Origin of the sequence: Mesorhizobium neociceri, from assembly GCF_013520985.1 — a bacterium.
Classification (GTDB): Bacteria; Pseudomonadota; Alphaproteobacteria; order Rhizobiales; family Rhizobiaceae; genus Mesorhizobium; species Mesorhizobium neociceri.
In genome coordinates this window covers 19,773-35,036 of the sequence record NZ_JACDTY010000018.1, presented here as the reverse complement: position 1 = coordinate 35,036, position 15,264 = coordinate 19,773, and the positions used below count along the sequence as shown (strand labels likewise).

19 protein-coding genes are annotated in these 15,264 nt (G+C 62.7%); 6 read left to right on the top strand and 13 right to left on the bottom strand.

The genetic code is table 11. The features are described 5' to 3' along the window. Positions 1 to 261: 261 nt before the first annotated feature. Genes H0241_RS27445 through H0241_RS27435 form a run of 3 tightly spaced genes read left to right on the top strand, consistent with a single transcriptional unit; the run spans position 262 to position 1,297 of the window. Positions 262 to 414, top strand: coding sequence for a hypothetical protein (locus H0241_RS27445; protein WP_181060912.1), 153 nt, complete (start codon positions 262 to 264; stop codon positions 412 to 414). Then, a complete protein-coding gene (locus H0241_RS27440; RefSeq protein WP_181060911.1) occupies positions 411 to 764 on the top strand; it encodes a hypothetical protein in 354 nt (117 codons plus the stop codon). Before H0241_RS27445 ends, H0241_RS27440 begins: the two co-directional genes overlap by 4 nt. Next, on the top strand, positions 758 to 1,297 hold the full coding sequence (locus tag H0241_RS27435; protein ID WP_181060910.1) for a hypothetical protein: 540 nt from the start codon (positions 758 to 760) through the stop codon (positions 1,295 to 1,297). The genes H0241_RS27440 and H0241_RS27435 overlap by 7 nt, the downstream gene beginning before the upstream one ends. Positions 1,298 to 1,348: 51 nt before the next feature. Here the strand turns inward: H0241_RS27435 and H0241_RS27430 are convergent, their stop codons facing one another. The 8 genes from H0241_RS27430 to H0241_RS27395 all read right to left on the bottom strand — a co-directional run bounded on the left by H0241_RS27430 (position 1,349) and on the right by H0241_RS27395 (position 8,245). Then, positions 1,349 to 1,981, bottom strand: coding sequence for a YceH family protein (locus H0241_RS27430; protein ID WP_181060909.1), 633 nt, complete (start codon positions 1,979 to 1,981; stop codon positions 1,349 to 1,351). A 294-nt stretch (positions 1,982 to 2,275) separates the two neighbouring features. Then, complete coding sequence (locus H0241_RS27425) at positions 2,276 to 3,055, bottom strand: succinate dehydrogenase iron-sulfur subunit (protein ID WP_181060908.1); 780 nt, start codon at positions 3,053 to 3,055, stop codon at positions 2,276 to 2,278. After that, positions 3,055 to 3,492, bottom strand: coding sequence for a DUF3052 family protein (locus H0241_RS27420; RefSeq protein WP_181060907.1), 438 nt, complete (start codon positions 3,490 to 3,492; stop codon positions 3,055 to 3,057). Before H0241_RS27420 ends, H0241_RS27425 begins: the two co-directional genes overlap by 1 nt. 2 nt (positions 3,493 to 3,494) lie before the next feature. Further along, positions 3,495 to 5,327, bottom strand: coding sequence for a succinate dehydrogenase flavoprotein subunit (gene sdhA / locus H0241_RS27415; RefSeq protein ID WP_181060906.1), 1,833 nt, complete (start codon positions 5,325 to 5,327; stop codon positions 3,495 to 3,497). Between the two features lie 2 nt (positions 5,328 to 5,329). Further along, positions 5,330 to 5,728 (bottom strand): succinate dehydrogenase, hydrophobic membrane anchor protein, encoded by a 399-nt coding sequence (gene sdhD / locus H0241_RS27410; RefSeq protein WP_181060905.1) that lies wholly within the window; start codon positions 5,726 to 5,728, stop codon positions 5,330 to 5,332. Beyond that, the gene (gene sdhC, locus H0241_RS27405) at positions 5,728 to 6,147 is read right to left on the bottom strand and encodes a succinate dehydrogenase, cytochrome b556 subunit (RefSeq protein WP_181060904.1); all 420 of its coding nucleotides are present in this window, start codon (positions 6,145 to 6,147) and stop codon (positions 5,728 to 5,730) included. The genes sdhD and sdhC overlap by 1 nt, the downstream gene beginning before the upstream one ends. 385 nt (positions 6,148 to 6,532) lie before the next feature. Then, on the bottom strand, positions 6,533 to 7,084 hold the full coding sequence (locus H0241_RS27400; protein ID WP_181060903.1) for a DUF1236 domain-containing protein: 552 nt from the start codon (positions 7,082 to 7,084) through the stop codon (positions 6,533 to 6,535). 63 nt (positions 7,085 to 7,147) lie between these two features. Continuing rightward, on the bottom strand, positions 7,148 to 8,245 hold the full coding sequence (locus H0241_RS27395) for a zinc-binding metallopeptidase family protein (protein ID WP_181060902.1): 1,098 nt from the start codon (positions 8,243 to 8,245) through the stop codon (positions 7,148 to 7,150). 296 nt (positions 8,246 to 8,541) lie between these two features. On the opposite strand from H0241_RS27395, the gene H0241_RS27390 reads away from it, so the two are divergent. Further along, positions 8,542 to 9,339, top strand: a complete 798-nt coding sequence (locus tag H0241_RS27390) for a lytic murein transglycosylase (RefSeq protein ID WP_181060901.1) — start codon at positions 8,542 to 8,544, stop codon at positions 9,337 to 9,339. 141 nt (positions 9,340 to 9,480) lie between these two features. Here the strand turns inward: H0241_RS27390 and H0241_RS27385 are convergent, their stop codons facing one another. The 3 genes from H0241_RS27385 to H0241_RS27375 all read right to left on the bottom strand — a co-directional run bounded on the left by H0241_RS27385 (position 9,481) and on the right by H0241_RS27375 (position 12,053). After that, positions 9,481 to 10,065: a hypothetical protein gene (locus H0241_RS27385; RefSeq protein ID WP_328824847.1), complete on the bottom strand. Its 585-nt coding sequence runs from the start codon at positions 10,063 to 10,065 to the stop codon at positions 9,481 to 9,483. A 36-nt stretch (positions 10,066 to 10,101) separates the two neighbouring features. Further along, on the bottom strand, positions 10,102 to 10,677 hold the full coding sequence (locus H0241_RS35840) for a hypothetical protein (protein ID WP_328824843.1): 576 nt from the start codon (positions 10,675 to 10,677) through the stop codon (positions 10,102 to 10,104). A gap of 152 nt (positions 10,678 to 10,829) precedes the next feature. Further along, complete coding sequence (locus tag H0241_RS27375) at positions 10,830 to 12,053, bottom strand: argininosuccinate synthase (RefSeq protein ID WP_181060900.1); 1,224 nt, start codon at positions 12,051 to 12,053, stop codon at positions 10,830 to 10,832. A gap of 227 nt (positions 12,054 to 12,280) precedes the next feature. Between H0241_RS27375 and H0241_RS27370 the strand changes: the two genes are divergently transcribed. Continuing rightward, positions 12,281 to 12,922, top strand: coding sequence for a LysE family translocator (locus tag H0241_RS27370; protein WP_181060899.1), 642 nt, complete (start codon positions 12,281 to 12,283; stop codon positions 12,920 to 12,922). Here the strand turns inward: H0241_RS27370 and H0241_RS27365 are convergent. Both H0241_RS27365 and rlmN read right to left on the bottom strand, forming a co-directional pair. Continuing rightward, complete coding sequence (locus tag H0241_RS27365; RefSeq protein ID WP_181060898.1) at positions 12,894 to 13,361, bottom strand: hypothetical protein; 468 nt, start codon at positions 13,359 to 13,361, stop codon at positions 12,894 to 12,896. The two genes, H0241_RS27370 and H0241_RS27365, sit on opposite strands and share 29 nt — an antisense overlap. Continuing rightward, positions 13,358 to 14,593, bottom strand: coding sequence for a 23S rRNA (adenine(2503)-C(2))-methyltransferase RlmN (rlmN, locus tag H0241_RS27360; protein WP_181060897.1), 1,236 nt, complete (start codon positions 14,591 to 14,593; stop codon positions 13,358 to 13,360). Before rlmN ends, H0241_RS27365 begins: the two co-directional genes overlap by 4 nt. Positions 14,594 to 14,861: 268 nt before the next feature. Here rlmN and H0241_RS27355 point away from each other — a divergent pair, with 268 nt between their 5' ends. Next, positions 14,862 to 15,161: a hypothetical protein gene (locus H0241_RS27355; RefSeq protein WP_181060896.1), complete on the top strand. Its 300-nt coding sequence runs from the start codon at positions 14,862 to 14,864 to the stop codon at positions 15,159 to 15,161. The last annotated feature ends 103 nt before the right edge of the window (positions 15,162 to 15,264 follow it).

The following is a 15,264-nucleotide window of genomic DNA, read 5'->3' as shown; positions in this document are numbered from 1 at the left end:
CAATCGAAACGAGGCGGATTGCCCCATCGTCGCAGTCATCGGCACCCCCATGCCTCAGACCATGATCCCGAAAAGATCATGGTCCAATGATGCGCGCTGATATGCGCCGACGTCCTGAAAACGTCAATCCAGGGCCGTTTGGGCCGCTTTCAGGGCCGTTTCGTCCAAGCTGCCCGTCTTCGACCACCCTAGTTTGCGGCGTGCTTCCCCAGCGGGGACCGCAATCGGCAACAACCACAAGGGGTTCCCAAAAGGGGTTCGATGTATCATTTGCAACTGTTCAAGACTCTGTCGGGTCTCGCCTCGGCGGGCTTCAATCCACGCGTCTATATCTTGTCGCTCGCACTCGGCAAGACCGTCGCCGACCATCGCGACCTCAAGTTGCCGCCGCGTACCGGGGAGCGTCAGCCATGAGCACGAGGTCCAGCCTTCTGGCAGCGCCGCTGCTCTGTCTTGGCCTTTCCGGCTGCGTCGGCATCAACCCGGTTTCGGCCGTCGTCAGCATGGCCGGCATGGCGGCCTCCAACTCCATCGGCATGGCGCAGTCTGGCGTCATCAGCCCGCAGGAACAGGCGAAATACGCCTCGATGTCCTGTCTGGATCTGCGGCAATTGATGGCAGGTTACGAGGAGGCCAAGAACCACGGGCCGTCGATGAAAAAATATGGCGGCATGGCGCCGGCCGGCAAGATGGCGATCGTCAACAATGTCATCGGCACGCGGCTTGCCTATCTCCGACAGCTTGCCGCGAGCAAGGGATGCTGAGGCTGCGCAAACGCCGGGCGGCAGGCATCGGACTGGCAGTCCTCGCCGGGTCACTGGTCTTCGGCATCGTCGATGCCTCCAGCCAGGGCACGGGACCGGCGACACGGTCCCATCGCGGCGCCATGCCGGCGGCCCTCCTCGGAAAATGGGGGTTTGCAGCGGCCTCCGGCGACTATTGCGACCCGCTCGGCAATTGCGCGCCGGGCAGCGGCGGCAGCATCTCCTTCACCTTTCGCGCCGACGGTCGCGCTGAATATTCGCTGTTTCAATCGTCCCTGGTCGACGGTTGCGGCCAGATCCAGTCGCTGACCCTGAAGACCGGCACCGTGACGATGGACGACGCGACGATTGTGTTCACGCCTAAAGCGGGGAGTTATCGATCGGTCAATGGCTGCCGTCCTGACCTGACAGGCCTGTGGAAGTTCAAACCCGGCGATTTGAAGCCGGTTTCGTTGCGCTGGGAGTTGGAAGGAAGGCGGCTGCGGCTGACCGATCCCGGGGGCGAGGCGAGCGGTGTTTATGGGAGGAAATGAGCTGGCTAAGGCGGAGGGGTAGCGATCCTTCGCCAACGTCTCCGTTGACTGCTAAGCCCCCAACGCGTCGAGCCGGGCGCGAAGTGCTGCGACTTCCTGCTCCAGCGATTCAATCCTTGCTTCCAGGTCGGAAGCAGGCAGTGCCGGCGCACTCCGCTGGGCAGACAGGGCCGCGATATCCACCGGGCCAGCGAGAAGATGCACGTAACGGTCCTCGCGCTGGCCTGGACCGCGCGGGATTTCCTGGATCAGCGGCGGCCGGCGGCCGATCAGCATGTCGAGTTCGGCCCGGAGATCCTCGATCGACGAAAACCGTGCCATGCGCTCGCTCCGCGCCAGGAGCTCATGCGCCGTCTGTGGACCCCGCAACAGAAGCAGCCCAAGCAAGGCGGTCTGCGGCGTGGTCAGCGAGAAGCGCTGCGCCATCTGGTGCTCATAGCGCTCGACGCGCGAGCCGAACATCTGCCGCACCAACCCCTTCTGCTCGAGCAGCTTCAGAGCCCGGTGCACCTCCGTCTGTTCCAGCGCCATGACGGGCTCGCGCGCCGTCTTCTGGTTGGCGGCGGCAAGTGCCGCATTCAGTGTCAGCGGATAGACATCCGGGGTCAGCTCCTTCTTTTCGATCAGGCAGCCGAGAATGCGGGCTTCGACGGGAGTGAGGATTGGAAGGTCGGAGTCGGTCATTGGGTTGCAATCCTTTCTGGCGCCGGCGGGACAGCGCCCCCCTCTGTCCTGCCGGACATCTCCCCCACATGGGGGGAGATCGGTAGCTTCGCCGACAGCGCGCCATCCTTCAACCTTGGAGATTGGCAAAAGCCGCAGTGACCGCCAATCTCCCCACCCGTGGGGGTTGAGGAGTGGTCCGCGCAGCGGACGGAAAGCCAATTGCTTGGCTTTTCGAACGACGAACGTCCGGCAGGACAGAGGGGGGCGCGAAGGATCGCTGCGTTCGAGTTTGTCGAGAGCGGCCCGCCGCGCCTAAACCCGCCGCTCCACCATCATCTTCTTGATTTCCGCAATCGCCTTGGCCGGGTTCAGCCCCTTGGGACAGGTCTGCGCGCAGTTCATGATGGTGTGGCAGCGATAGAGCCGGAACGGGTCTTCGAGATTGTCGAGCCGCTCGCCCTTGGCCTCATCGCGGCTGTCGATCAGCCAGCGATAGGCCTGCAGCAGCGTTGCCGGACCGAGATAACGGTCGCCGTTCCACCAGTAGCTCGGGCACGAGGTCGAGCAGCAGGCGCACAAGATGCATTCGTAGAGCCCGTCGAGCTTCTCGCGGTCCTCATGGCTCTGCAGCCATTCCTTGGCCGGCTCCGGCGACACCGTCTTCAGCCATGGCTGGATCGAGGCGTGCTGGGCATAGAAATTGGTGAGGTCGGGTACCAGATCCTTGACCACCTGCATATGCGGCAGCGGGTAGACTTTGACGGCGCCGGAAATGTCGTCGCAGCCCTTGGTGCAGGCCAGCGTGTTGGAGCCATCGATGTTCATGGCGCAGGAGCCGCAAATGCCTTCGCGGCAGGAGCGGCGCAAGGTCAGCGTCGGGTCGATCTTGTTCTTGATCCACAACAGCGCGTCGAGCACCATCGGCCCGCAATCGTCCATGTCGACGAAATAGGTGTCGATGCGCGGGTTCTCATCATCGTCCGGCGACCAGCGGTAGATGCGATATTCCCTGAGGTTGGTGGCGCCCTCCGGCTTCGGCCAGGTCTTGCCCGGCTGCACCTTCGAGTTCTTGGGAAGCGTGAGTTCGACCATTACCGCAGGTCCTTTCGGATGACGAGCTTCAGCCCGGACCAGATTTCGTTGACGGCAGCGACCTTGACGTCGACAAGGTCGCGCTTCAGAGCCTCCGCGCGCACGACACCCTCGGTGACATCGGTCGGCACTTTCGATGCTTTCTTCGGCCAGGATACCCAGACCATGCCGTTACGCTTGACCGCCGCCTCGACGTCGCCGAGGCGATCTTCGATCTCGGCGCGCTGTTTGGTGAAGGCGTGCACGGCATCGTATTTCAGGGACGTTCCCGAAATCGCCGACCAGTCACCCAACCGGTCGACCTGAGCGAAGTCGACGGCCTCAGTGAGATCACTGAGATCGTCGGGCAGCGCGATAAACGCCGCGACCATCCCGTCCTTCAGGCCAAGCTTGGCCGGAAGCGGCGTGCCCGAATATCCGGAGGCCGCCAGCGCCATGATCAATACACCCTGGCCTTTGGCGCGATCTTGGCGAGGCTGATGCCGCCGTCCTTTTCCGCCAGCAGCGGCTCGGTGTGCACCGGGCGGTAGCTCAGCGTCACCTTGCCGTCTTCGCTGAGCCGCGCCAGCGTGTGCTTGCGCCAGACCTTGTCGTCGCGCGAGGCAAAATCTTCCCGCGCATGCGCGCCGCGGCTCTCCTTGCGCGCCTCGGCGCCGTAGACCGTGGTGATGGCGTTGGCCATCAGATTTTCCAGCTCCAGCGTCTCGACCAGATCGGAGTTCCAGATCATCGAGTGATCGTAGACCTTTATGTCCTTGAGCTCGGTCCAGAGCTCCGAAATGCGCTTGCAGCCGTTCTCCAGCGACTCCTGGGTGCGGAACACGGCCGCGTCTTCCTGCATCGCCTTCTGCATTTTTTCGCGCAGCACCGCCGTCGGCGTCGAGCCGTTGGCGTGGCGCAGCCGGTCAAAGCGGTCCATGATCTTTTCGACCGAGGCTTCGCTGGGCGAAGGGATCGCCGAATTGCGGTCGATGACCTGGCCGGCGCGGATCGCGGCGGCGCGGCCGAACACGACCAGATCGATCAGCGAGTTCGAGCCCAGCCGGTTGGCGCCGTGCACGGAGGCGCAGCCCGCCTCGCCCACCGCCATCAGCCCGGGCGACACCCGGTCGGGGCTTTTCGCCGTCGGGTTCAGCACCTCGCCCCAGTAATTGGTCGGCACGCCGCCCATATTGTAGTGCACCGTCGGCAATACCGGGATCGGCTCCTTGGTCAGGTCGACGCCGGCAAAGATTTTTGCCGATTCCGAAATGCCCGGCAGCCGCTCATGCAGCACCGCCGGATCGAGATGGTCCAGATGCAGGAAGATGTGATCCTTCTTCTTGCCGACGCCGCGCCCTTCGCGGATCTCCAGCGTCATGCAGCGCGAGACGACGTCGCGCGAGGCAAGGTCCTTGGCCGACGGCGCGTAGCGCTCCATGAAGCGCTCGCCCTCGGAATTAACGAGATAGCCGCCCTCGCCGCGCGCACCCTCGGTGATCAGGCAGCCGGCGCCATAGATGCCGGTCGGGTGGAACTGCACGAACTCCATGTCCTGCAGCGGGAAGCCGGCGCGCGCGGCCATGCCGCCGCCGTCGCCGGTGCAGGTGTGCGCCGACGTCGCCGAGAAATAGGCGCGGCCGTAGCCGCCGGTCGCCAGCACCACCATCTTGGCCGAGAAGCGGTGGATGGTGCCGTCGTCGAGGTTCCACGCGACGACGCCGGTGCAAGTGCCGTCCGGCTCCATGATCAGGTCGAGCGCGAAATACTCGATGAAGAACTGCGCATTGTTCTTCAGCGACTGGCCGTAAAGCGTGTGCAGGATGGCGTGGCCGGTGCGATCGGCGGCAGCACAGGTGCGCTGCACTGGCGGGCCGTCACCGTAATTCATCATGTGGCCACCGAAGGGGCGCTGATAGATCTTGCCCTCTTCGGTGCGCGAGAACGGCACGCCGTAATGTTCGAGCTCGTAGACCGCGGCCGGTGCTTCGCGCACCAGATATTCCATGGCGTCGACATCGCCCAGCCAGTCCGAACCTTTGACGGTGTCGTACATGTGCCACTGCCAGGAGTCGGGACCCATATTGGACAGCGACGCGGCAATGCCGCCTTGCGCGGCCACCGTATGAGAGCGGGTCGGGAACACCTTGGTGATGCAGGCGGTGCGCAGGCCCTGTTCGGCCATGCCGAGCGTGGCGCGCAGGCCGGCGCCGCCGGCGCCGACGACCACAACGTCGAACTTATGGTCGACGTAAGTGTAAGCCGTGTTGGCTGATTTCGCGTCCTTGGCCAAAATCAGCCTCCGAATGCCAGTTTGAGCAGGGCGAAGATCGAGGCGACGCCGACCGCTATGGTGAAAAATGTGCTGAGCGCGATCGTCAGCAGCTTCAGGCCTTCGCTGATCACATAGTCCTCGATGATCACCTGCATGCCGAGCCGCATGTGGTAGAGCCCCGAGATCAGGAAAAGGATCATCACCAGCGCCACGAATGGATTGGCAAGCGCTGCTCGCACTTCTGCATAGCCGGCGCCGTTGAGGGCGATGAGGAAGCCGACGAAGAACAGCGTCAGCGGGATGTTGGCGAGCGCCGTCAGCCGCTGGCGCCAAAAATGCTGCGTGCCCTCGTGGGACGAGCCGAGGCCGCGGACCTTGGCCAGCGGCGTGCGCATATCGTTGCTTTTGTTGCCGCTCATCACAGGGCTCCCCGCGCCATATAGCCGGCGACCCAGATCAGCAGCGTGAGCAGAACCGAGCCGGCGAGCGTCGTCCAGGCGATCTTCGATGCCGTGTGTTTCTCGAGCCCGGCGCCGGTGTCCCACACGAGGTGGCGCACGCCGCCCAGCATGTGGTGCATCAAGGCCCAGGTGTAGCCGAACAGGATGAGGCGGCCGAGCCAGGTGCCGAAGGCCCAGTTGACCCAATCGAAGGCGCCTTGCGAACTCGCCGCCGCCATCAGCCACGCGGCGACCAGCAGCGTGCCGAAATACAGCGCGCCGCCGGTGATGCGATGAATGATCGACATCGTCATGGTGATCGGCGGACGGTAGATCGTCAGATGCGGCGAGAGCGGCCGTTCACGTCTGGCGGTTCGGGTGGCTGGTGATTTGCTCATGGCTGCCCCAGTTCGAAGTCCGGAGCCGCGATGGAATGCGGCGTTTGCCGCCTTCATGTATGACTTCAGACAGCCGGTTTCTAATGCTCTTTTTGCACCGCGTCAAAGCCAGAAAATCGTTTTGAAAACGTCATTTAGTCTGACAAAAAGCCTGGCGATTGCTTCAATCGATTAGGGGCCGGCCCGAAGCCGGCGCAACGTTCGCTGCAGTGCGGAATAATCGTTCCGCCGCCGCGGTTCTGGATGAACATGCGGGCGAGCTATGACCTCGCCGTCGAGAGCAAGGCCTGGAAGGCCGAGATCGACGCGATAGAGCAACTCCAAGCGGCCAGGCTGACACCGAGAAGAAGGCGGCCGCGGATGGGGACCGCCTTCGGGAACTCGATCAGCGCACGACGTACATGATGCGCCGCGTCTGCGGGTCGACCAGCGCCTGCTGGCCGTTCACGTAGACATAGCGGTAGCGGTAGTCGGGGATTTCGCGCAGCTCGACGGTGTCGGGCAAGGTGGCACCCGTCACCACCTCGCCATCGAGATAGACGGGGTCGAGCCGATGCGTGCTGACATAGGTGCCGACTTCCGCCGGCGGCCTGTCAATGGCGTCGATGGGGCCGTCATCGGAAAGGATCGCGCCGGTATAGGTGTCGGGATAATCATCTTGCGGCGGTGTAACGACGGTGATGGCGGCCGTCACATAGTCGGAATAGACCCAGCCCTGGCCGCCGGCTTCGGCAATGGTGCACCATTTGCTGTTTTGGATGCAGCCATTGAGCGTCGCCGACTGGCCGGCGGCGAGCACGCCGATCACCGGATATTGCGGGCCGGGGCCGGCGCGCACGTTGAGATCAGTGACGGCCGAGACGGCAGTATCGGCGAGTGCCACACCCGACATGGCGACAAGCGCCCCGGCGACGGCCGGAAACAGTATGCGTCTCATGGTTTCTCTCCGTTTTCATGGTCCCTCGCGACCCCAAACGAAAACAGAGCGCATGCGTTCCGGCTAAAATGCCTCTACTGGCTCACGATTTGTTCCGGTTTCTTTCGGCAAAGCCGTCAAAAGCTGGTGCACGAAAGCGAGTTTCTGCGCCGTCACGTCAGAAATGACGAAGGGATAGAGGTCGGGCAGACCCATGCAGCGGTTGATCGAGTTGGAGGCTTCCGACAGCACCAGCCAGCGGGCGAGGACCTTTTCGAAAGGCTCGGGCACGGCGTCAGGCTCGGCGGGTGCGGGCTGCAGGCGGCCGCCGGTGTCGCCCTGCGGCAGCACATTGGCCTCCATCGTCTCCAGCTGGCCGAGCGGAAAGTTCAGCGCGTGCACCATCTCCAGCGTGTCGGTGATGTGCAGATGGTGCGCCCAGGTCTCGGCCCAATCCTCCCATGGATGCGATGTCGCATAGGCCGAGATGTGGCTCTGCTGCCAGTCGGGCGCCGCGCCATTGGCGTAGTAGGTCTGCAGCGCCTGCTCATAGTCGGCGCGCTCGTCGCCGAACAGCGCGCGAAAGGCATCGAGCCTTTGCGGGTCGTCGCGGATCAGCCGGTCCCAATAGTAGTGGCCGAGTTCATGGCGGAAATGGCCGAGCAGCGTGCGATAGTTCTCGCCCATCTCGACACGCCGCCGCTCGCGCTCGGCTGAGTCCGCCTCGGCGACGTTGAGGGTGATCAGGCCGTTGTCGTGGCCGGTGAGGATGCGTTCGCCGCCGGGGCCGCCGCCGATCGGGTCCGCCAGGAAGTCGAAGGCAAGGCCGATCTCGTCGCCGGGGTTCTGCTTGGGCGCCACAGGCAGGCCGAAGGCGAGCAGCGAATAGATAGCCCGCTTCTTGGCCGCTTCGACGCGGATCCAGCGGCGGCGGTTGCCGTCGACGGAGAGATCCGGGATCAACTGGTTCAGCACGCAGGCACGGCAGAAGGGGTGGCCCGGCTCGGCCATCCAGTTGCAGGCGCATTCATCGGCGTTGGTGCAGTGGAAAATGCCGTCGATATCCGACAGAGCGAAGCGCGCATGCTCGGGGTCGTAGAGCACGAGGTTCGAGCAGCTCAGGCACTGCGCGTTCTCGAAATAAAGCCGGTGGCCGCAATGCGGGCAGTCGAACAGTTTCATCTCGGCCTCAATGTGCCAGTGTAATGGGCGCCAGAATATCGGCGTCGGGCTATGGAATATGGTGTGGAGCCGTCCCTCGCCCAAACGCCGGCCATCGGCGGGCGTTCCATGCCCGTACTACGACTTTCTGTTTGATGGGCGGATTGTCCCGCTCAGCGTCGCCGCCACAATAAGCACTTGATCGTAGGCAAATTCCGCTGCATTGGCCAGCGTGGCGCCGGGGGTACGGTGACAATGGCGCGTTTCACTGGCAAATTCGCAACCGGGACGTGAATCGGGCAATCAGGAGAGAAAGCATGGCATTGCTTGCCAAGGGAAAGATTTTTGCTGCCACGGTGGTGGCGGTGCTTGCGCTGGCGACGGGCGCGCAGGCGGCGGCCAGCTGCGGCAAGACCGGTGCCGGTTTCGAGGCGTGGAAGCCGGAGTTCGCCGCAGAGGCCAAGTCTGAAGGCGTTGGCCCCAGGGGCCTTTCCGCTCTGGCCGGCGCCAGCTACGCGACAAAGACGATCTCTGTCGACCGCGCCATCCACAAGGCGTTCAGCGGCTCGGTGGATGCTTTCATGAAGCGTCGTGGCGGGGCCTCGATCATTTCCAGGGGACGTTCGCTGAAGAAGCAGAACGCGGCGCTGTTCGAGAGGATCGAGAGCAATTACGGCGTGTCGCCGGGCGTGTTGCTCGCCATCTGGGGCATGGAGACCGGCTTCGGTTCCGCCATGGGCAACCAGAATACGGTCTCTGCCATTCTGACGCTTGCCTATGATTGCCGCCGCCCGGGATTCTTCTACCCGCATGCCATTGCGGCGCTGAAACTGGTCGATCGCGGCGCGTTGAGCGCCTCGTCGATCGGCGCTGCGCATGGCGAGATCGGCCATACCCAGTTCCTGCCCGGAAATGTCCTGAAGTATGGCGTCGGCAACGGAAATCTGCGCGACAAGGCGACCGCGCTGGCGTCCACCGCCAACTTCCTCAAGGCTCACGGCTGGCGGGCGGGTGCCAGTGCAAGTTCGAATATGGGCGCCATTGCCGGCTGGAATTCCGCGAGCGTCTACCAGCAGGCCATCGCCCAGATCGCCGACGCGATCGACGGCGATTGATTAGAAATCTCTGTTCAACAAAAAGCCCGGCCATGTGAACTGACCCCCCCGAAAGTTGGACACAACCTTCGGGGTCAGTTCAATGTGCCGGGCTTTTTTGTCGGTGCGTGTGCATGCCAAGAGCGGCGAGCGCCCGGGCTCTCAATTGTTCACGTAGCCACCGCCCAAGGGGCATTTCTCGGAAACGGGAACCTCGAAGGTGCCGGCGTAAACATTTGAGCAGGTGCGGAACTTGGAGTTCCGCGGCGTTGGAGGGGTCGCCTTTGGCCTGCCCTTCATATCGATTTTGGTCGGTTGGTCGAGCTGTGCGTAGCCGCTCGCCGGGCATTTCCGGGAAGCGGGAATCTGGAAGGTACCGGCAATACCGTTGCAGGTGCGGAAGTTGGGGTTCCGCGGCGCCGGCGTGGCCCTAGCAGCCGCCTTTGACTTGCCCTTGATGACCAGCCAGATTTCGGTCGATTGGTCGAGCTGTAGCCGGTTCAAGTCGGAGTAGGTGATCCGCCCGCTGCGTATCCCTTCGCCAAGGCGCTGGCAGAACAAGGCCGGCATGCGCTCCTGCGAAACGCCCATGAAAGAGGCGATTTCGTGCTTGAACGTGATGCTCCATAGGTGGACAGCTGGGATGCACCCGTCTGGATTCTGCTCGCGCTTCGCGGCCGCCTGCGAGGACTGGCATCCGGTAACGACCATGGCCGCCGCAAGCAGGAGAAAGATACGGTTTTTCACGGTCAACAGCCCTCCAGAACGACCAGGTTCGATCTCTCAATAATTCGCGTAGCCGCTCAACGGGCATTTCTGGGAAACGGGAATCTGGAAGGTACCAGTAATACCGCTGCAGGTACGAAATTTGGGGTTCCGCGGCGCCGGGGAAGCCGCCTCTGACTTACCCTTCATCTCGATTTTGGTCGGTTGGTCGAACTGCGCGTGGCCGCTCAACGGGCATTTCTGGGAAGCGGGAACCTGGAAGGCGCCGTTGTTGCGGTAACAGGTACGGAATTTGGAGTTCCGCGGCGCCGGTGCTTGCGGAGGCGCTTTTGACTTGCCCTTGATGACCAGCCAGATTTCGGTCGATTGGTCGAGCTGCAGCCGGTTCAAGTCGGAGTAGGTAATCCGCCCGCTGCGTATCCCTTCGCCAAGGCGCTGGCAGAACAGGGCCGGCATGCGCTCCTGCGAGACGCCCATGAACGAGGCGATTTCGTGCTTGAACGTGATGCTCCATAGGTGGACAGCGGAGATGCACCCGTCTGGATTCTGCTCGCGTTTCGCGGCCGCCTGCGAGGACTGGCATCCGGTAAAGACGATGGCCGCCGCAAGCAGCAGAAAAATGGCTTTTTTCACTGTCAGAATCCCTCCGTCCCGCGAGGGAATTTAGATGAAGCTTTTAAAAGGTCAAACAGAAACCATCTCAGCCAGATTGGCGTCTTATATTAGAGATATCAAATAAAAACCCGACGTCTCCGCCGGGTTTTCCTGGGAACAATAGTTGGGGCTCAACCCTTGCGATTACGCGCCGCAAGTGTTCGCAGCCTTAGCGCATTGAGGCGGATGAAGCCAGCGGCGTCCTTCTGGTCGTAGGCGCCGCGATCATCCTCGAAGGTGACCAGCGCGTCGGAATAGAGCGTCTTCTTCGACTTGCGGCCGGTGACCATGACATTGCCCTTGTAGAGTTTCAGGCGCACCGTGCCTTCGACGTCTTCCTGGCTCTTGTCGATCATCGCCTGCAGCATCAGCCGCTCGGGCGAGAACCAGAAGCCGTTGTAGATGAGTTCCGCATAGCGCGGCATGAACTCATCCTTGAGGTGGCCGGCACCCCTGTCGAGGGTGATCGACTCGATGGCGCGGTGGGCGACGATCAGGATCGTGCCGCCGGGCGTTTCGTAGATGCCGCGCGACTTCATGCCGACGAAGCGGTTCTCGACCAGGTCGAGCCGGCCGATGCCATTATCGCGGCCGAGATCGTTGAGCGCGGTCAGCATTTCAGCCGGTGACAGCTTCTTGCCGTTCAGCGCGATCGGATCACCCTTGAGGAATTCTATCTCGATCTCGGTGACCTTGTCCGGCGCGTCCAACGGCGAGACGGTGCGCTGATGGACGAATTCCGGCGGCTCACTCCACGGATCTTCCAGCACCTTGCCCTCGGAAGACGAGTGCAGGAGGTTGGCGTCGACCGAGAAGGGCGCTTCGCCTCTTTTGTCCTTCGCCACCGGGATCTGGTGCTGCTCGGCGAAGTTGATCAGGTCGGTGCGCGACTTGAACGACCAGTCGCGCCATGGCGCGATGACCTTGATGTCGGGATTCAGCGCATAGGCCGAGAGCTCGAAGCGAACCTGGTCGTTGCCCTTGCCGGTGGCGCCGTGCGCAATCGCGTCGGCGCCGGTCTCCCTGGCGATCTCGACCAGATGTTTCGAGATCAGCGGCCGGGCGATCGAAGTGCCGAGCAGATAGGTGCCTTCATAGACGGCGTTGGCTCGAAACATCGGGAAGACGAAGTCCGAGACGAACTCCTCGCGGACATCGACGACGCGGATATCCTTGATGCCCATCATCTCGGCCTTCTTGCGCGCCGGCTCCAGCTCGCCGCCCTGGCCGAGATCGGCGGTGAAGGTGACGACTTCGGCGCCGAGTTCGGTCTGCAGCCATTTCAGGATGATGGAGGTGTCCAGGCCGCCGGAATAGGCGAGCACGACCTTCTTGACGTCTTTGGTCTTCGACATTGTTGGCGGTTCCGCGACAAGGGTTCTTCGCGGGCGAGGTATCACGGGCTTTCCGGCCAGCGCAAGGGATGAACGCCGATCAAGGCTGGACCAGATGCTGCGGCCGTCAGCGGCTGGAAGGGGCCTGGCGCCTGCGCTATAGGGCTGCGCATCCGTTTTGTTTAAGCATCGGATTCTCCCAAAACCGGCTTCCACTTTTGGGTCCGATGCTCTGCCAGGGGCCGCCAATGTCCTTCATTCCCGACACCACGACGCTGATCCAGTTCGCCATCGCCACCATGATCCTGGCAATCACACCCGGCCCGGACATGACGCTTTTCGTCTCGCGCACGCTGAGCCAGGGCCGCGCCGCCGGCCTTGCCTCGCTGGCGGGAGCGCTGTGCGGCACGCTGATCCACACCACTTTGGTGGCGGTCGGCATCTCGGCGCTGATCGTCGCCTCGCCGATGGCCTTCCTCGTGCTGAAGATTTTTGGCGCAGCCTATCTTGTCTTCCTGGCCTGGCAGGCGATTACCAAGGGCTCGGCGTTTTCGCCGCAGAAGAAGAGCGAACCGCAGATTTCGCTGTTCCGCAGCTGGGCCGCCGGGCTCGGCGTCAATCTGCTCAACCCGAAGATCATCCTGTTCTTCATGACGTTCCTGCCGCAATTCGTCTCCGCGCATGATCCGAACGCGCCGGGACAATTGTTCTTCCTTGGCGTCATGTTCATCGTGCTGTCGATCCCGGTGACGGCGACGATGGTGTTTGCCGCGGAAAAATTCTCGGCGACGATGAAGGCCAGCCCGCGGGTGACGCGGGTAGTCGACTATCTCTTCGCCGGGGTGTTTTCGGCCTTCGCGCTCAAGATCCTGACCGCCCAGGCGAAGTAGCGGCCTGCCACCAGCTTCCGGCCCAGCGGCCGGCGCTTAGCCAGTAAAAGATGCCGCCGACCATGCCGCAGCCGATCACGGCGGCGATGGCGCGCGGTTCGGTGACATCGAAATCCGCGTTCTGATGGACGAAGCCGAGGAAGGCAGCGGCCACGACGCCGCCCGCCAGCGCATAGAACAGCCAGTCTCGGCGGCTGAGTACCTCCGAGATCAGGATGACGATAGCCGCCGGCATAAAGGCGAAATAAGCGATGAACAGCGCCACGAAGGGGATCGAAAAATACAGCGATGCGGTTGCCGTCGGGTGGGCATGTTCCGGCGCGTAACCGAGCGAGGCCAGGAACAGGACGTTGAGAAAGGCGCTCGCTGCCAGCGAGGCGACGATATAGCCAAACAGAATGACGACGAAGCGGACGAGATAGGCGATGAGGCGGCTCACGCCTCGCCGTGCCCCGCAATCATCATGGCTTCCAGCGCCAGCCAGTCCACCTTGCGCATGCGCTCGGAGTCCGACTTGAGCTGGCCGCAGGCGGCGAGGATGTCGCGGCCGCGCGGGGTGCGGATCGGCGAGGCGTAGCCGGCATTGTTGATGTAGTCGGCAAACTTCTCGATCGTCTCCCAGTCCGAGCACTGGTAGTTGGTGCCCGGCCACGGGTTGAACGGGATCAGGTTGATCTTGGCCGGGATGCCCTTCAGCAGCTTGATCAGGCCCTTGGCGTCCTCGATGGAATCGTTGACGTCCTTCAGCATCACATATTCGAAGGTGATGCGCTTGGCGTTGGACAGGCCCGGATAGGCGCGGCAGGCCTCGATCAGTTCCTTCAGCGGATACTTTTTGTTGATCGGCACCAAAAGGTCGCGCAGATCGTCATTGGTGGCGTGCAGCGAGATCGCCAGCATGACGCCGATCTCCTCGCCGGTGCGGAAGATCTCGGGCACCACGCCGGAGGTCGACAGGGTGATGCGGCGCTTCGACAGCGAAAGCCCGTCGCCGTCGGAAGCGATCAGCAGCGCCTTCTTCACCGCCTCGAAATTGTAGAGCGGCTCGCCCATGCCCATCATGACGATGTTGGACACCTTGCGGCCCTCGGCCGGCACGATGGCGCCGTCGGGTGTGTCGCGGTCAGGGAAATCGCCGAGCCGGTCACGGGCAGTCAGCAATTGCGCCAGGATCTCTTCCGCCGTCAAATTGCGCACCAGCTTCTGCGTGCCGGTATGGCAGAACGAGCAGGTCAGCGTGCAGCCGACCTGCGAGGAGATGCACAGCGTGCCGCGTCCCTCTTCAGGGATGTAGACGGTCTCGATCTCGACGGGACGGCCAGCGCCGCGCGGCGGAAAGCGGAACAACCACTTGCGCGTGCCGTCTGAGGAAATCTGCTCCTCGACGATTTCAGGGCGGGCAACGGTGAAATGCTTGTCCAACTCGGCGCGCAGATCCTTGGAGATGTTGAACATGCCGGCGAAGTCGGAGACGCCGCGCACATACATCCAGTGCCAGAGCTGCTGGGCGCGCATTTTCGCCTGGCGCTCGGGCACGATTCCGGCACCGACAAGGGCTTCACCGAGTTCGGCCCGGGTCAGGCCGATCAGCGACGGCTTCTCGGCCGAAGCCGTGCGGGCGCGCAACGCATCGCGGGCACCCTCAGTGGTGAGATCGAAAGAAAGGGTCATGGCTGCTCTGATATAAGCGATTTTCGGCCGATTCCATGCATCGTGCCGGAAATGAAGCGCGGCGCATAGCACAGCTTGCGGCGAGAGTCATGCGGGGCGGCGAATGTTGCGGCCTGCCGATCCATCGTCCGGCTGACCCGTCCTGGGCGGCCAGCGCCACCCCTATCGCGGAAAATCGATCACATGTTCGTGTTGGCGTAACGGTTCGCAGCGCATCGCGAAATCTGAAAGGGGCGACTATGCCCCTGCAAAAATGGGAGTACGCAAAATGCATTCAATCAAGCTTATCGTTGTTGCCGGCCTCATCGGCCTGTCCGCCGCGCCGGCGTTTGCCGAGGATGCGATGGGCACCATGACCATGATGAAGGGCGGGCAGGTGACGGCAATCATGCCGGACGGGCACATGGGCACCATGATGCCGGATGCCAAGATGGGCGCCGAGATGATGAAGATGGCAAAGCCCATCAAGCACTGCATGATGATGATGACCGACGCCACGGGCAAGGCCTTCATGATCGACACGTCGACCAAGAAGGCCCAGGCCGAATGTGAAAAAATGGCCATGTGAGCAAGGCCCTTACTTCTTTTCGCCGGCGCATAAGTCGGCGGGAAGAAGTGAATGCCGACGCGCCTTCACGGACTGACCTCGCAGTCTTGATCGGCTCTCAGCC

What these genes read in the sequence shown, in the direction of transcription:
- H0241_RS27400 (WP_181060903.1), bottom strand. Translation starts at nt 7,084, where the DNA reads ATGAGACGCATACTGTTTCCGGCCGTCGCCGGGGCGCTTGTCGCCATG.
- H0241_RS27445 (WP_181060912.1), top strand. Translation starts at nt 262, where the DNA reads ATGTATCATTTGCAACTGTTCAAGACTCTGTCGGGTCTCGCCTCGGCG.
- rlmN (WP_181060897.1), bottom strand. Translation starts at nt 14,593, where the DNA reads ATGACCCTTTCTTTCGATCTCACCACTGAGGGTGCCCGCGATGCGTTG.
- sdhC (WP_181060904.1), bottom strand. Translation starts at nt 6,147, where the DNA reads ATGAGCAAATCACCAGCCACCCGAACCGCCAGACGTGAACGGCCGCTC.
- H0241_RS27395 (WP_181060902.1), bottom strand. Translation starts at nt 8,245, where the DNA reads ATGAAACTGTTCGACTGCCCGCATTGCGGCCACCGGCTTTATTTCGAG.
- H0241_RS27420 (WP_181060907.1), bottom strand. Translation starts at nt 3,492, where the DNA reads ATGGCGCTGGCGGCCTCCGGATATTCGGGCACGCCGCTTCCGGCCAAG.
- H0241_RS27435 (WP_181060910.1), top strand. Translation starts at nt 758, where the DNA reads ATGCTGAGGCTGCGCAAACGCCGGGCGGCAGGCATCGGACTGGCAGTC.
- H0241_RS27355 (WP_181060896.1), top strand. Translation starts at nt 14,862, where the DNA reads ATGCATTCAATCAAGCTTATCGTTGTTGCCGGCCTCATCGGCCTGTCC.
- H0241_RS27430 (WP_181060909.1), bottom strand. Translation starts at nt 1,981, where the DNA reads ATGACCGACTCCGACCTTCCAATCCTCACTCCCGTCGAAGCCCGCATT.
- H0241_RS27370 (WP_181060899.1), top strand. Translation starts at nt 12,281, where the DNA reads ATGTCCTTCATTCCCGACACCACGACGCTGATCCAGTTCGCCATCGCC.
- H0241_RS27390 (WP_181060901.1), top strand. Translation starts at nt 8,542, where the DNA reads ATGGCATTGCTTGCCAAGGGAAAGATTTTTGCTGCCACGGTGGTGGCG.
- sdhD (WP_181060905.1), bottom strand. Translation starts at nt 5,728, where the DNA reads ATGAGCGGCAACAAAAGCAACGATATGCGCACGCCGCTGGCCAAGGTC.
- H0241_RS27375 (WP_181060900.1), bottom strand. Translation starts at nt 12,053, where the DNA reads ATGTCGAAGACCAAAGACGTCAAGAAGGTCGTGCTCGCCTATTCCGGC.
- H0241_RS27440 (WP_181060911.1), top strand. Translation starts at nt 411, where the DNA reads ATGAGCACGAGGTCCAGCCTTCTGGCAGCGCCGCTGCTCTGTCTTGGC.
- H0241_RS27425 (WP_181060908.1), bottom strand. Translation starts at nt 3,055, where the DNA reads ATGGTCGAACTCACGCTTCCCAAGAACTCGAAGGTGCAGCCGGGCAAG.